Source organism: Ensifer sp. B1-9, assembly GCF_050474445.1.
In the GTDB taxonomy this organism is placed as follows: Bacteria; Pseudomonadota; Alphaproteobacteria; order Rhizobiales; family Rhizobiaceae; genus Ensifer.
This window is the reverse complement of the sequence record NZ_JBCHVG010000014.1, coordinates 123,492-137,045: the sequence shown is the minus strand read 5'-3', so window position 1 is coordinate 137,045 and position 13,554 is coordinate 123,492. Positions and strand designations below refer to the sequence as shown.

At 56.6% G+C, this 13,554-nt stretch carries 11 protein-coding genes; 9 read left to right on the top strand and 2 right to left on the bottom strand.

Annotated elements, in window-relative coordinates:
• Nucleotides 1–770: 770 nt before the first annotated feature.
• The gene (locus ACQ5BM_RS25615) at nucleotides 771–1,421 is read right to left on the bottom strand and encodes a TetR family transcriptional regulator (RefSeq protein WP_429817458.1); all 651 of its coding nucleotides are present in this window, start codon (nucleotides 1,419–1,421) and stop codon (nucleotides 771–773) included.
• A gap of 417 nt (nucleotides 1,422–1,838) precedes the next feature.
• Between ACQ5BM_RS25615 and ACQ5BM_RS25610 the strand changes: the two genes are divergently transcribed.
• The 9 genes from ACQ5BM_RS25610 to ACQ5BM_RS25570 all read left to right on the top strand — a co-directional run bounded on the left by ACQ5BM_RS25610 (nucleotide 1,839) and on the right by ACQ5BM_RS25570 (nucleotide 12,664).
• Entirely contained in the window at nucleotides 1,839–3,911 is a 2,073-nt protein-coding gene (locus tag ACQ5BM_RS25610) for a hydantoinase/oxoprolinase family protein (protein ID WP_429817456.1), read from the top strand.
• A 22-nt stretch (nucleotides 3,912–3,933) separates the two neighbouring features.
• Complete coding sequence (locus ACQ5BM_RS25605; protein WP_429817454.1) at nucleotides 3,934–5,667, top strand: hydantoinase B/oxoprolinase family protein; 1,734 nt, start codon at nucleotides 3,934–3,936, stop codon at nucleotides 5,665–5,667.
• Entirely contained in the window at nucleotides 5,664–6,503 is an 840-nt protein-coding gene (locus ACQ5BM_RS25600) for a sugar phosphate isomerase/epimerase family protein (RefSeq protein ID WP_429817452.1), read from the top strand. The genes ACQ5BM_RS25605 and ACQ5BM_RS25600 overlap by 4 nt, the downstream gene beginning before the upstream one ends.
• A gap of 171 nt (nucleotides 6,504–6,674) precedes the next feature.
• A complete protein-coding gene (locus ACQ5BM_RS25595; RefSeq protein ID WP_429817450.1) occupies nucleotides 6,675–7,442 on the top strand; it encodes an amino acid ABC transporter ATP-binding protein in 768 nt (255 codons plus the stop codon).
• Nucleotides 7,443–7,457: 15 nt separating this feature from the next.
• Nucleotides 7,458–8,126, top strand: coding sequence for an amino acid ABC transporter permease (locus tag ACQ5BM_RS25590; protein WP_429817448.1), 669 nt, complete (start codon nucleotides 7,458–7,460; stop codon nucleotides 8,124–8,126).
• 4 nt (nucleotides 8,127–8,130) lie between these two features.
• On the top strand, nucleotides 8,131–8,799 hold the full coding sequence (locus tag ACQ5BM_RS25585; RefSeq protein WP_429817446.1) for an amino acid ABC transporter permease: 669 nt from the start codon (nucleotides 8,131–8,133) through the stop codon (nucleotides 8,797–8,799).
• Between the two features lie 80 nt (nucleotides 8,800–8,879).
• Nucleotides 8,880–9,704: an SDR family NAD(P)-dependent oxidoreductase gene (locus ACQ5BM_RS25580; protein WP_429817444.1), complete on the top strand. Its 825-nt coding sequence runs from the start codon at nucleotides 8,880–8,882 to the stop codon at nucleotides 9,702–9,704.
• A gap of 285 nt (nucleotides 9,705–9,989) precedes the next feature.
• Entirely contained in the window at nucleotides 9,990–10,817 is an 828-nt protein-coding gene (locus ACQ5BM_RS25575; protein ID WP_429817442.1) for a transporter substrate-binding domain-containing protein, read from the top strand.
• A gap of 119 nt (nucleotides 10,818–10,936) precedes the next feature.
• Nucleotides 10,937–12,664 (top strand): dihydroxy-acid dehydratase, encoded by a 1,728-nt coding sequence (locus ACQ5BM_RS25570; RefSeq protein WP_429817440.1) that lies wholly within the window; start codon nucleotides 10,937–10,939, stop codon nucleotides 12,662–12,664.
• Between the two features lie 188 nt (nucleotides 12,665–12,852).
• Here the strand turns inward: ACQ5BM_RS25570 and ACQ5BM_RS25565 are convergent, their stop codons facing one another.
• Nucleotides 12,853–13,533: a GntR family transcriptional regulator gene (locus ACQ5BM_RS25565; protein ID WP_429817438.1), complete on the bottom strand. Its 681-nt coding sequence runs from the start codon at nucleotides 13,531–13,533 to the stop codon at nucleotides 12,853–12,855.
• Nucleotides 13,534–13,554 lie beyond the last annotated feature (21 nt).

Below are 13,554 nucleotides of genomic sequence, written 5' to 3'. Positions count from 1 at the left end.
GTAGCGGGCACATGGCGTTCAACTACTCTGCACGTGATGTAACCGGTTACATCATAAAGGTCAAGATGTAAGTGATATGCCTATTTAGAGAGAAAATCACTGCCTATCTGTGATATGTCGATATGAAACAGTTACATATCGTCAGCAAAGTTGGAATCGTTTATTCGGTTCGCGTCGTTTGAGAGGTAGGGGCGCGGCGCTACGTGCGGCACAATCGAGCGATATTGTCTAGGGCATGTTGCCCATGACCGAATTTCACGGAGTAGCCGCTCATCGATCGCCGTGCTAACCGACGAACGAGTCCAACCGTTCGAGGAAACCCCTGTCCTTCCAGCTCTCGTATAGAAGCACGGCGGGCATGTACCACGCACCGCCGATATTTGGCACCCACGGGGGAGGGCGCTACTTTCCCGACGACCTAAGTTTAGCCGCTCCTATTGTTGGAGCGGATGGCATCTCCCTAGGGGCGGTGAAGTTTCCGTTCCGGCTAGCATATGGAAGCTTGACGACGCACTCGCAACAATCGTCCCGCAATCTAAGAGAACGGCGTATGCGATATCCTCAACGCTCGGTTCCGCAAGCCCGGCTTTGCAATCTGTCAACTTCTACGGAACTGAGGGTCGGTTTGCCCAATCGATTGGGACATCGACGCGCCCCTTTACGCGAACGTACACGACTAGTGTCTATATGCTGGTTTTCTTCGCCTTCGGTTGGCATCAGGGCGTATGTACAGTTCGCCGAGCCGCAGTGCATTCGATCACGGAGTAGCGCTAACGGCGCAGGTACGCGAGCACCATATCTACCGCTTGCTCGCGTTGGTCTGCAATATGTTTCGAACTCTGAAAATCCTCGTCCAGGACAATCGATAGTGTATGTGTGTTCGAAAAATAGAAGTACCCCAGCGCCGAAATCGAGACATACAGATGCTTTAAATCGATATTTTCTCTAAACAGTCCCTTTTGTTGTCCAATTTTAATCACGCTGCTGAGCTTTTCGAGAAGGGGTGTGTACAGCAGCTTGATACTGAGTGCTTGCTTCAAAAAACGTGCATTCTGTACGTTCTCGTGAGTCATCATTCTTACAATCTGCGGGTTATTGGCAAATGTATTGAAAGTCGACTCGACAAGCTTTCGCATGGAGTTGACGGGATCGTTCTCATCGAGATCAAGCTCGTGTTGCGATGCGCGAAGTCGTTCATAGGTATGAGAAAGACTTGCTATGTACAACTCATCCTTGCTTGTGAAGTATTTGTAGATGAGACTTTTGTTGGTCTGAGATTGCTCAGCAATCGCGTCAATGCGCGCGCCGTCAAATCCGCGCTCGGTAAACTCGTCGATAGCGCACTCAATTATGTGCTGTTGCGTCCGGCGCGGATCGCGAATTCTCTTCTTCTTGGTTCCAACCTCGTCCTCGACACGCATTCCCCGATCCAATCAACATTGTGAATGCCCCGTGAGCAGGGGCCTCAAAGCAAACAATTAATCCGAAACCACGCCGCCACGCAAATCGATAGATTCTGCGCGGGGTTGGCACCGGTGCGACAGTTAAGTTTCTGATATTCCAACTTAAACGAACTGACTTCTTGTCCTCCACAAAAATTCTGTTGACTCCTTCCGAGAAAGCGACTAGCTCTCTCCTTAATAAACTAAATAGTTCTATAACGAACAAAAAGGGGTGCGTCAATGAACCTGGGTGGGAACACGTTCGAGATCCGCTGACACGCGTCGGCCCGCTCGCACTAACCAAGTACTCAGCACTCACAAACTGCCCAACAGACGGCTCACGCCGGCTGGCGGGAGAACTCGACCTAAAAGGCGCTGATGCGCAGGAGGCATACGATGGACAACGCACGTATTGGCGTTGATATTGGCGGGACTTTCACCGACTTGGTGCTCTTTGGCGACGCTGGCGAGACCTTCTTTACCAAGGTTCCCTCTACGCCCGCCAAGCCGGAACAGGCAGTCCTGACTGGTATTCGCCAGATTACGGCGACGGCTGGACTGGACGTCAGCAAGGTGGCTGAGGTCGTTCACGGAACAACGGTCGGCTCCAACACGCTCCTTCAAAAGGTCGGCGCCAAGACTGGCCTCATCACGACTAAGGGTTTCCGCGACGTCTTAGAAATTGGCCGCGTCCGCACGCCGACTATGTTCGACCTTAGCTGGGAAAAGGCCGTGCCGCTGATTGCGCGTCGTTACCGCCTGGAAGTCGACGAGCGTTCGACCGCCGATGGTCGCGTCCTCAAGCCGCTCAACGAACAGGAAGTCATCGACATCGGCCGCTTCTTTGAAAGCGAGGGCGTTGAATCCGTCGCTATCTGCTTCCTGAACTCCTACCGCAATCCGGAAAACGAGACGCGCGCGCTAGAAGTGATGAGCAAGCACTTCCCAAACATGTGGGTCACCGCTTCCGTTTCGGTTTTGCCGGAAATCCGCGAATACGAGCGCACCTCTACGACAGCCGTGAACGCCTATGTCCTACCCTCGCTGCGCGCCTACTTCGAACGCCTCGAAAATGGCTTGCGGGAAATCGGCGTCTCGGCGCCGCTTCTGATCAGCAACTCCAACGGCGGCCTTTCGAGCGCAAAAATGGCGCAAGAAAAGCCGGTCTTCTTCATATCCTCGGGCCGCTCCGCCGGTGTGGTTGGCGCTGGCCGCCTCGGCGAAGCCATGCGTGAGAAGGATCTCGTGGTCTTCGACATGGGCGGCACAACCGCCTCCGCCTCGCTAATCCACAAGGGCGAACTGTCGCGTGCCAACGAATACGAGTTCCGTGCCGGTATTTCGACGCCGAGCCGCTTCATCAAGGCCGGTGGCTATCTGATGCGCGTGCCGACCGTCGACGTTGCCGAAGTCGGCAGCGGTGCGGGCTCCATTGCCAGCATCGACGAAGGCGGCCTCATGCATGTCGGCCCGCTGTCGGCCGGCGCCGATCCAGGGCCGGTCTGCTACGGCATCGGCGGCCAGTCGCCGACCGTAACGGACGCCAACGTCGTCCTCGGTTTTCTGCCTTCGGCGCTTGCCGGCGGCAGCATGAAGCTTGACGTTGAAGGTGCCCGCGCGGCCATAAAGCGCGACCTCGCCGACAGGCTGGGCCTGTCGATTGAAGACGCCGCCTTCGGCATCCGTGAAGTGGTCAACATCAACATGGCCCGCACGATCAAGGCCGTCACGGTAGAACGCGGCGTTGATCCCCGCGACTTCGCGATCCTGGCCTTCGGCGGATCTGGCCCGGTGCACGCCTGCGACCTCGCCCGCACGCTCAACATCTCACGCGTTATTTTTCCGAAATCTCCTGGCGTCTTCACGGCGACGGGTATGCTGGCCGCCAAGGTGGAACGCTATTTCCTGCGCAGCCTGAACGGCATGCTGGACCAGCTGCCGATCGACCAGGTCAACAGCCTGCTTAAGGATATGCGTGCGGAGGCCATCGCCTCGCTGGCGGAAGAAGGTTACTCGGCCGACCAGGTCGAATGCGGTTTCGAAGCGGACCTCCGGTTTAAAGGCCAGGACTTCGAACTACCGATCGCCCTGCCGGAGACGGTCTCCGAGGGCGACCGCGTGTCGCTTCGCGCCGCCTTCCGCGATGCCTATAAGGGCATCTACGGCTATGCCTCAGACGACACCGTAGAAATCGTAAATATCCGCCTCAACGCCAGCGGCAATACCGGCAACCGGCTGAGCTTTGTACCCCATGCGCCGGAAAGGACCGATGCCGCTCCTGAAACCCGCAAGATCTATTTCTCGCGCACCGAGGGCTGGGTGGACACGCCGATCTACCAGCGCAGCACCTTTCAGGGCGGCGTGCAAGGACCGCTGATCATCCAAAGCCCTGACACCACGATCGTCATTCCGCCGCGCGCGACCGCTGATCTCGATGCCTTCGGCAACGTCGTCGCGACCCTTGCTTGAGTCTTTCGGAAGGAATAGCTTCATGGCTCAGAAACACAACGATCCCATCACCTTCGCAGTCATCAAGAACGCGCTCGACACCATAGTGGATGACATGGCGTTCGCCGTGATGCGAACCGCCCGCTCGCCAATCGTGCGCGACGTGCTCGATTACTCCGTCACGCTGTGCGACAAGCAAGGGCGCATCCTGTCTCAGGCAAAGACAGTCGCTCTGCACCTCGGCGCAGTTCCTGACGCGATGGAAGTGATCATGGCGCGCTACGCCAACGATCTCGCGCCGGGCGACGTCATTATCTTCAATGACCCTTATGAAGGGGGCATGCATCTTCCGGACATCTTCATGATCCGGCCGATCTTCCATGCCGACTCGCTGCAGGGCTTTTCAGTCGTCATCGCTCACCATTGCGACGTCGGCGGCCGCGTACCGGGCTCGAATGCCGCGGACTCGACCGAGATTTACCAGGAGGGCCTGCGCATCGCGCCGATGAAGCTCTACGAAAAGGGCGTCCTCAATGAAACTCTGATGCGCATCATTACCAAGAACGTGCGCCTGCCCGAACTGGTCCTCGGCGACCTGGAAGCACAGTTCGCCACCTGCAATCTTGGTGAACGTGAATTGCTTCGCCTGATCGACCGCTATGGTGCCGAAGAGCTCGACAGCTATTTCGACGATCTTATCGACTACGGTGAGCAACTCACCCGCGCGGCAATTCGCTCTTGGCCGGATGGCGACTATGACTTCGAAGACTTCATCGACGGCGACGGCTTCTCCACGGATGCCATTCCGATCAAGGTTAAGCTGACCGTCGAGGGCGACCACCTCTATGTCGATTTCGCCGGCTCCTCGCCGCAGGTTAAGGGCGCCATCAACTCAACGCTCTCTTTTGTCAAGTCCGCCACATACCTTTCCGTTCGCTGCGCGCTCGATGCGGAGGTGCCGAATAATGCCGGTGTGTATCGCGCCATCACGATATCCGCTCCGGAAGGCTCGATCCTCAATCCGCAGATGCCGGCGCCGGTTGCTGCGCGTGCTCTGACCGGCTACCGCGTCGTCGATACCGTTCTAGGTGCACTCGCCCAGATTGCTCCACGCAAGGTCATGGCCGCGGGCGAGGGCGGCAACACGGTTCTGGCCTTCGGCGGCTGGGACAAGCAGACACGCGAACCTTTCGTTCTGGTTGATATGATCAACGGCGCCTGGGGCGGCCGGTGGAACAAGGACGGTGTTGAGGGCGTCACTAACCCCTCGCAGAACATGTCGAACCTGCCGGTGGAAACGCTGGAAGTCCGCTACCCGCTTATGATGGACGAATACAGCCTGCGGCCAGACTCCTGCGGGGCCGGCGAGTATCGTGGGGGCCTCGGGCTCATACGTACCTACCGTCTGCTTGCCGAGGAAGCCGTCCTGCAGATTCGTGCGGACCGGCACGATCATGCGCCCTACGGTCTGTTCGGCGGCAAGCCTGCAGCACCCTGCGTCAATATCCTTGATCCGGAAGGCGAAAACGTTCGCCTACCCGCGAAAATCACCCGCACCATCGGCCGCAATGTCGTGGTCCGCCATGAGCAGGCAGGTGGAGGTGGATACGGTGATCCTCTCAAACGCTCTCTTGAACTGATTGCCGATGACCTCTCCAACGGCAAGATCAGTCCCGCCTATGCCCGCGACCACCACGGCGTCGTCTTTGAGGCAGATGGTTTCACCATAAATGTAGCTGCGACCGGCGCACGACGCGCACAGGAGGCTTTCGCGTGACTCAGTACGATCTTACCCGCTTTGCGATCAATCAGATCACAACCCCCAAATGGTCCATGCCCCAAGCGATAGAAGGTTATTCGCGTCATGGAATTAAGGGCATCGCAGTGTGGCGGAATTTTCTTGACGATTACGGCGTTGAGGAAACCGCGAAGCACCTGCGCGATGCACAGATGTGGGTTGCTTCGCTCTGCACGAGTGCATGGGTTAGTGAAACGGATCCGGCCGAGTACCGTGCCAAGATTATTGAGAACCGCCGGATCATCGATCAGGCAGCGGCCATTGGCGCGCCCTGCGTCGTCATGGTGGTGGGTGGCGTTCCCAAAGGCGACAAGGACTTGCCCGGCCAGCGCAGGCGCATTCATGACGCTTTGGCGGAACTTGCACCCTATGCGGCGGCATCAGGGGTGAAGCTTGGACTGGAGCCGCTGCATCCGATGTATTGCGGCGATCGCAGCGCGCTCAACCTCATCACGGACGCCAATGATCTCATCGAAGAATTAGGCGATGAGGCGACCAGCTTGGTTGCGGACGTGTATCATTGCTGGTGGGACCCCGCCTTCGAGCGAGAGCTTCGGCGCGCTGGGAAGGACCGCATCCAGACATTCCACTATTGCGACTGGCTGGTCCCGACGCGGAACCTGCGCGATCGCGGGATGGTGGGCGATGGGGTGATCGACTTTGCCACCATTCGTGGCTGGCTCGACGACATCGGTTACGACGGCCCGTTTGAACTGGAACTCTTTTCCGAGTTGGACTGGTGGGAACGCGATCCCGAAGAGACTGTACGTATTGCCATCGAGCGTTGCGGTCCATTCGTGGGCCCGCGCAAATAATGCGGCACTCGTGATCGGTGGTTGCGAGTAGTTGTATCATGGCAGGCCGGTGTTTAGACAGATTTATGCTCTGAGTATCCGCATTCCAGTGCTTACATCGGCCCACAACGCTTCTCGGGCCAATCGAGTCTTAATCGCCTGAAAAATCAGGCTTCGCTTCAGGAGGTCCTGATGACAGAACAAAGCTTCATTTCGGTACGCAACCTCAAGAAAAGCTATGCTTGTGGGCAGATCAAGGTACTAAACGACCTCAATCTGGACATGAAGAAGACCGACCGACTTTTGGTTATTGGGCCTAGCGGCGGAGGGAAAAGCACACTCCTCCGCTGCGTCATGGGGCTTGAGGATGTCCAAGGTGGCGAGATCAGAATCGACGGCAAAAGCTACATTGTCGGCGACCAGAAAAAGACGATCATCAACGCCGAAATGCAAAAGCAGATTGGAATGGTGTTCCAGAGTTATACGCTCTTTCCTCACCTTACCGTGCTTGGCAATCTCACTCTGGCGCCGATACGGTCACGCGGCGTCAAACGTGACGAGGCAGAGGGCCGCGCCCTCGAACTACTGAATCGGTTTGGGCTCAAGGCGAAGGCGAAGGCTTATCCAGCCGCACTCTCCGGCGGACAGAAACAGCGTGTCGCGATCGCGAGGGCTTTGATGCTCGATCCGAAATTGATGTTGTTCGATGAAGTGACGTCGGCACTGGATCCCGAACTCGTGAACGAAGTCATCAGCATGGTGACCGAGCTCGCAGACGGCGGCATGCCCATGATGATCGTCACACACGATATGTGGTTCGCAAAGAAGATCGCAACTCGGGTTGTCTTCTGCGACGGCGGTATCGTGGCCGATGACGCGACGCCCGAGGAGTTCTTTCATGCGCCGAAAACCGCCAGGGCGCGTGATTTCATTCACAACGTGCTGCATGCAGATCGCTGAGATGGGCCCATTGCCATGCAAAACATCGATTTCTTTTTCGTTCTCAATGCCTGGCCCGCGCTTCTCGAGGGGTTGAAAATCACCCTCCAGCTCACGGTTTGGGCAAACATTATCGGGCTAGCCGCTGGATTTCCTCTCGCTCTGCTATCCAACTCCCGGATCGCCCCGGTCAGGTGGATAGCAAGGTTCTACATTGATCTGTTTCGATGCACGCCGGTGCTCGTTCAGGTCGTGTGGTTCTTCTTCTGTATTCCGATGATCTTCGATGTGTTCTGGTCGCCTATTTTCATGGGCGTCTTGATCCTTGGTATGAATCAAACGGCGTTCAACGGTGAAGCATTTCGGGCCGCAATCCAATCCATTCCCGCTGCCCAGCGGGATGCCGGTGTCGCGCTTGGTCTCGGCCGATGGAACTACGTCCGGTACGTCGTACTGCCACAGGCGTTAAGAACCGCAACCCCGGTCTTGATCACCAATGCCATCGGCATTTTTCAACAAAGCTCTCTGGTCGCACTCGTTGGCGTTGCCGACCTCATGTACCAGGGAAAGCTGCTTTCTACCCAGACATACCGCCCGATCGAGACGTTCACCTTTCTCGCGGCCTTCTATCTGGTTGTCGCTATCCCCTTTGGTCGTCTAGCCGCCTTTTTTGAGCACCGGCTAGAACGTATGAACAAGGTGTAACATCATGCAAGGTCTAGATTTCTCGATTGTGCTGAAGTACAGCGACGCCTTGCTGAAGGGTTTAATCCTGACGCTCGAACTCACGATCGTGTGTGGCTTGGCGAGCGTATTGTTCGGATTCCTAATTGGCATTGGACGACAATCCAAAGCTTGGCCGATCCGGTGGTTTTGCTCCCTCTATGTCGAGGTGCTTCGTGGTACTCCGGTGCTGATCACCTTGTTTTGGGTATTCTTTTGTTTCCCGATAATCTTCGATGTCGAGTTCGGCCCGGTCACGTCATCCGTCATTGCCCTGACGCTCTATACTTCGGCGATTACGAGCGAGTCTTTTCGATCTGCTCTGGGATCGATTGGGCAAGATCAGCACGATGCATGTCAGGCACTTGGTTTGAGCCCGTTTACAAAGATGGTGTATGTGGTCGCGCCACAGACAATAGTTCGGGCAATACCAAACCTGATGTCGAACCTGGTGAGCCTCTTCAAGGAGAGCGCGCTAGTCTCGGCTGTCGGCGTTGTGGAACTCATGTACACCGCTCAAAACATCTCGAACGTGACGGCCAGGCCCGTTGAAGTCCTGACAACCGCTGCTCTCGTCTACTTCGTCATCGGTTGGTCACTTACTCGCCTTGTCAACGCTGCTGAACGTCGCCTGCTGGTCAAAATGGCCGTTTGAGGCAGTCGAAGTATGTGATTTCCGTGCGCCGAGATCACACTGCGCCGCAGGTGCAATTGACTGGGACGGCATGAAGCAAAATGTTTGAAGATTTCAATGGAGGTAAGTCAATGGCAAGTGCACAAAACACGTCCCAGCTTGCGGTCGTAACCGGTGGTGCGAGCGGGATTGGCGAAGCTAGCGTGCGGAGCTTCGCGGCAGCTGGTTGGCGAGTTGTTATCGCCGACATCAACGATGAGCGGGGAAACGCAATTGCCGCTGAACTAGGGGCAGCCGCGAAGACGGTCAGCTATCTTCATCTCGATGTATCTGACGAGCAGGCCGTGACGCAATTCAAGGATAAGGTATATGCAGAGCATGGGCCCGTTTCCGCACTCGTGAACTCCGGCGGGATCCTGCAAAACGCTACTCGCGTGACGAAAATGCCAATCGAAGATTTCGATCGGATCATCGACGTTAACCTGCGCGGGACCCTCCTGACGGCGCGCGCCTTCGGTGAACAGATGGCCCAATCCGGCGGTGGAGCCATCGTAAACCTGTGCTCGCTCACTACTTTTCAGCCTTGGCCACAGCCGGCATACGCGATGAGTAAGTCGGCGCTGAAGATGCTTACCGAGATCATGGCCGCCGAACTTGGCCCACAGGGCGTGCGTGTAAATGCGGTAGCGCCCGGATATACGATGACGACTGCGATGAAGCAGCGCATCGAACGAGGCGAACGCGATCCCTCTGCCGTCATTGCCAAGTCGGCATTGCGTCGGTTCGTGGAGCCAAAAGAGGTTGCCGATGCAATCTTCTTCCTGTGCTCGCCATCCGCATCCGCCATTACCGGTGTCACTCTGCCGATCGACGCTGGTTGGCTGGTCTATACGGCCTACAGCAGCGCGGCTGCGCGGCCTGACTGATTGGACATGCCGGCGTGTGACCCGCCGCTGGCATGCAACTTCTCCTGCATATGACCTATGATTTGGGTCAGCAATGTAGGAAACATTTGCACGGAATCGGCATTGGCTATTGTCGACAATGATTATTGGTGCAAAGATCATGGTTGCCTTGGGCGGGGTTCCAATAAAGGCAACCCTTAGAACAAGAAAACCAAAGGGAGCCGCCTGAGAAACGGGAACTGACAAGATGCATACGCAACGCAATCCATCGACGTAACAGCAGCACATCAATTGGGAGAATTCGAAATGAAACTTGCAAATTTGATCACAGGGCTGATGCTCGGAGCGACGATTCTCGCCGGTGCAAGTCAAGCTCTTGCACAGTCCACTGAAGGTTATTGGCAGGAGATCCAGAAGCGGGGAGTGCTCAGGTGCGGCGCCGCAGTTGCCCCTCCGCACGTCATCCGCGATCCTCAGAGTGGCGAGTACAGTGGTACATTCGTGGACCTCTGCAAGAAGTTCGCCGAAGACGCGCTTGGCGTGAAGGCCGAGCTGGTTGACACGACATGGGACAACATCGTCGCCGGCCTGCAAGCCAATCGCTGGGACCTGTCGCTTGCTCTGAACCAGAACCCCAAGCGGGCTATGGCGATCGCCTTCAGTCAGCCCGTCGTTCAGTACGAAGTTTCCGGCGTCTACGACAAGGCAAATCCCAAGTTCTCCACGGCGCCGAAGTCCATCGCCGACCTCGACGTTGCCGGAGTAAATATCATTATCATGTCGGGCACGGCAATCGACGGAACGCTGACGCGCCAGATCAAGAATGCAACGATCCTTCGTCTGCCTGATATCGACGCGACTCGTCTGGCCCTTTCCTCCAAGCGAGGCGACATTCTCGTCGACGACAGCGACAGCAATGCGCTCTTTTCCGCGACTGCCAAGGACCGGTGGGTAACGCTCAATCCAGAGCCGGCCATTTCGAAGCAGGGCATCGCATTCGGCCTGCGGCGTGATGCATCCTACTCGGATATCCAATCGCTCAACTTCTTCATCCAGGAGCAGACGGCGATCGGCGAAGTGGACCGCATTGCGCGCGGATACATCGACAAGCTTGCGAGCGAAATCAAGCAGTAGCATATCTCGCGAGGCGCTGCGATTGGGCAGCGCCTCGTTTATACTGATCGGATCAACGGCGAAGGCAAACTCCTGGCTCTCAAAAATGGCGGGGAGGGCTGCTTCGAATGGAGAATGTGATGACCGCCGATAAGAAGCCTCTCCGAAGCGAGGCATGGTTCAAGCGTATCGACAATACCGGGTATGAGCACCGCACCCACCTCAAAGCCCGCGGGGCGCTACCGGACATGTTCGAAGGCAAGCCTGTGATCGGCATCGCCAATTCGGCATCCGACCTGGTCCCTTGCAATGCGCATCTCACAGAATTGGCGGAATGGGTTGCTCGCGGCGTCCTTGAAGCTGGCGGGTTTCCGCTCGTCTTCTCCACGATGTCAATCGGCGACTCCATCATGCGTCCCAGCGGGATGCTCTTCCGCAACATGATGAGCATGGAGTTGGAGGCGACATTGCGCGCAAACCCGCTCGACGGAGTAGTGCTGCTCACGGGATGCGATAACACCGCGCCTGCCTATATGATGGGAGCAGCAAGCGTCGATCTTCCGACCCTCGTCGTCCATGGTGGAACCATGCTCAGCGGTCGGGTTGGGATGCGACCGGTCGGCTCGGGTTCCGACATTTTCCGTATGCACGGCGAATACAAGGCCGGCCGTATGACGAAGGACGCTTTCCTTGCGTCGGAATACGGGATGTCTCGCAGTAACGGCGCCTGTAACACGATGGGGACGGCGACGACGATGGGCTGTATGGCAGAGGCTCTCGGCCTCAGCCTCACGGGTTCTGCCGCTATCCCCGCCATCGATGGGCGTAGAAAGGGCTCCGCCCAATTGTCCGGACGGCGCATTGTCGAGATGGTCAGGGAGGATCTTGCCTTCTCGAAGATCGTGGATCGATCGGCACTTGAGAATGCAATTCGTGTTAATGCTGCGCTCGGCGGCAGCACGAACGCTATTATTCATTTGCTGGCGTTGGCAGGGCGACTGGAAATCGAACTAACCCTTGCCGACTTCGAGGCGAATAGCCGATCAATCCCGCTCCTTGCCAACATCCTTCCGAATGGCAAATATCTGGCTGAGGAATTCTTCTCCGCAGGTGGATTACCCGCTGTGATGGCGTCGCTTGGTGAGAGGCTTCACCTGGATGCCAAGACCGCGGGCGGAAAGACGCTTAGGGAGGAGCTCGCCGGCGTCGAGAGTCTGGACGAAGACGTCATCGCGCCGTTTGACAAGCCGATTAAGCCGCAAAATGCTCTGCGCATCATTCGGGGCAATATTGCGCCTAACGGCGCTGTGATGAAGCCATCTGCTGCCAGCCCGCATCTGATGAAACACACGGGACGGGCCGTCGTTTTCGAATCCGTGGAAGATCTTGACAAACGGATCGACGATCCGGCTCTCAATATCGACGAGACGTGCGTGCTCGTTCTGAAGGGCATCGGCCCCAAAGGCTATCCGGGCATGCCTGAACTCGGAAATATCCGCTTGCCCAAGCATATCCTCGAAAAGGGCGTCACCGATATGGTCAGAATCTCAGATGGCCGCATGAGTGGCACTGCTTACGGAACAGTGGTTCTTCACGTTGCTCCGGAGTCCTCAATCGGTGGCCCCCTAGCTTTGATCCAAGACGGTGATCTTATCTCTCTGGACGTCGAAGAGGGAACGTTGTCGGTTAATCTAACTGATGAGGAACTCGAACAAAGGCGATCGGAAGCATCTTTCGCACCCATCAGCCACAAGCGAGGGTACGAGCGGCTCTTTGTTGAGCATGTATTGCAGGCTGACAAGGGTCTTGATTTTGACTTCTTGGTTGGGCGAAGCGGGAACGAGGCTCCAACGCGGCGACCTTTCTAGTTTTCAGCTACTTCCGGTTTTCAACCGGACCGCCTTCTTCATCGAAGAAAATAATATTCCCAGGGTTGCGCCTGGGAATAGGATGTTGCGTTTTTTGACAGCGGATGCGGCGGCAGGCCAAGACACCTCTAGAATTGGGCCTTGCTACGCAGAGCCCTGCAATCAAGCTTGGGCTACAAGAAGATTGCTCAATCGCTGGAAGCGCCAGGGTTCGGTAATGAACCAGTGAGCTTCTGGCCTTCGGTGATATTGTGTTGTTCCGCTAACGTACCGGCAAGATCTGCATTTCGCTCGCGAATTGCGTTCCAGATGGGTTCGTGCTGGGCGATGATCTCGGCAGGATCTTCAATCAGGAGATTGCTTGAACGAATGAACACGCGGATTTGCTGCTCAATCAGCTTATACTGTTGTTTCAGCCGGCTATGAACGGAGGCATCAATAATCGATTTGTGAAAGCCGAAATCGGCTTCAGCTATCCTTTCCGAGCTGTCGCCGACCGAATCCTTCAGGTGTTCGAATGCGTCCCCGATTCGCGACATCGATTCCATATCTGCACTTGTGGCAGCAAATTGGGCTGCTAGACGCTCGATAGCCCCTCGAAGGGTGTAAAGCTCCCAGACGTCCTGATGGGTAAGCTCCACTACCGTCCAACCGGTGTAGGGAACCAGGCTGACGAGACCTTCCTTGCCGAGTTGATGCAATGCCGTCCGGACAGTGGCACGCGACAGGCCCATGCCCTCGGAAAGTTGGACCTCTGTCAGGCGCGATCCCGGTGGGATAGACCCATCCACGATCTGCGACCTCAAGGCGCCGAGTGCTCGGACTTCCGCAGGCATCTTTTCGATTTTCGGTAGCTTCATTTGGGTCATCGCCGGTCCACAGAGACTTGA

Excerpts from the sequence above, each read along its gene's own strand:
- ACQ5BM_RS25585 (WP_429817446.1), top strand. The coding sequence starts at position 8,131 with ATGCAAGGTCTAGATTTCTCGATTGTGCTGAAGTACAGCGACGCCTTG.
- ACQ5BM_RS25605 (WP_429817454.1), top strand. The coding sequence starts at position 3,934 with ATGGCTCAGAAACACAACGATCCCATCACCTTCGCAGTCATCAAGAAC.
- ACQ5BM_RS25570 (WP_429817440.1), top strand. The coding sequence starts at position 10,937 with ATGACCGCCGATAAGAAGCCTCTCCGAAGCGAGGCATGGTTCAAGCGT.
- ACQ5BM_RS25580 (WP_429817444.1), top strand. The coding sequence starts at position 8,880 with ATGTTTGAAGATTTCAATGGAGGTAAGTCAATGGCAAGTGCACAAAAC.
- ACQ5BM_RS25590 (WP_429817448.1), top strand. The coding sequence starts at position 7,458 with ATGCAAAACATCGATTTCTTTTTCGTTCTCAATGCCTGGCCCGCGCTT.
- ACQ5BM_RS25595 (WP_429817450.1), top strand. The coding sequence starts at position 6,675 with ATGACAGAACAAAGCTTCATTTCGGTACGCAACCTCAAGAAAAGCTAT.
- ACQ5BM_RS25615 (WP_429817458.1), bottom strand. The coding sequence starts at position 1,421 with ATGCGTGTCGAGGACGAGGTTGGAACCAAGAAGAAGAGAATTCGCGAT.
- ACQ5BM_RS25575 (WP_429817442.1), top strand. The coding sequence starts at position 9,990 with ATGAAACTTGCAAATTTGATCACAGGGCTGATGCTCGGAGCGACGATT.
- ACQ5BM_RS25610 (WP_429817456.1), top strand. The coding sequence starts at position 1,839 with ATGGACAACGCACGTATTGGCGTTGATATTGGCGGGACTTTCACCGAC.
- ACQ5BM_RS25565 (WP_429817438.1), bottom strand. The coding sequence starts at position 13,533 with ATGACCCAAATGAAGCTACCGAAAATCGAAAAGATGCCTGCGGAAGTC.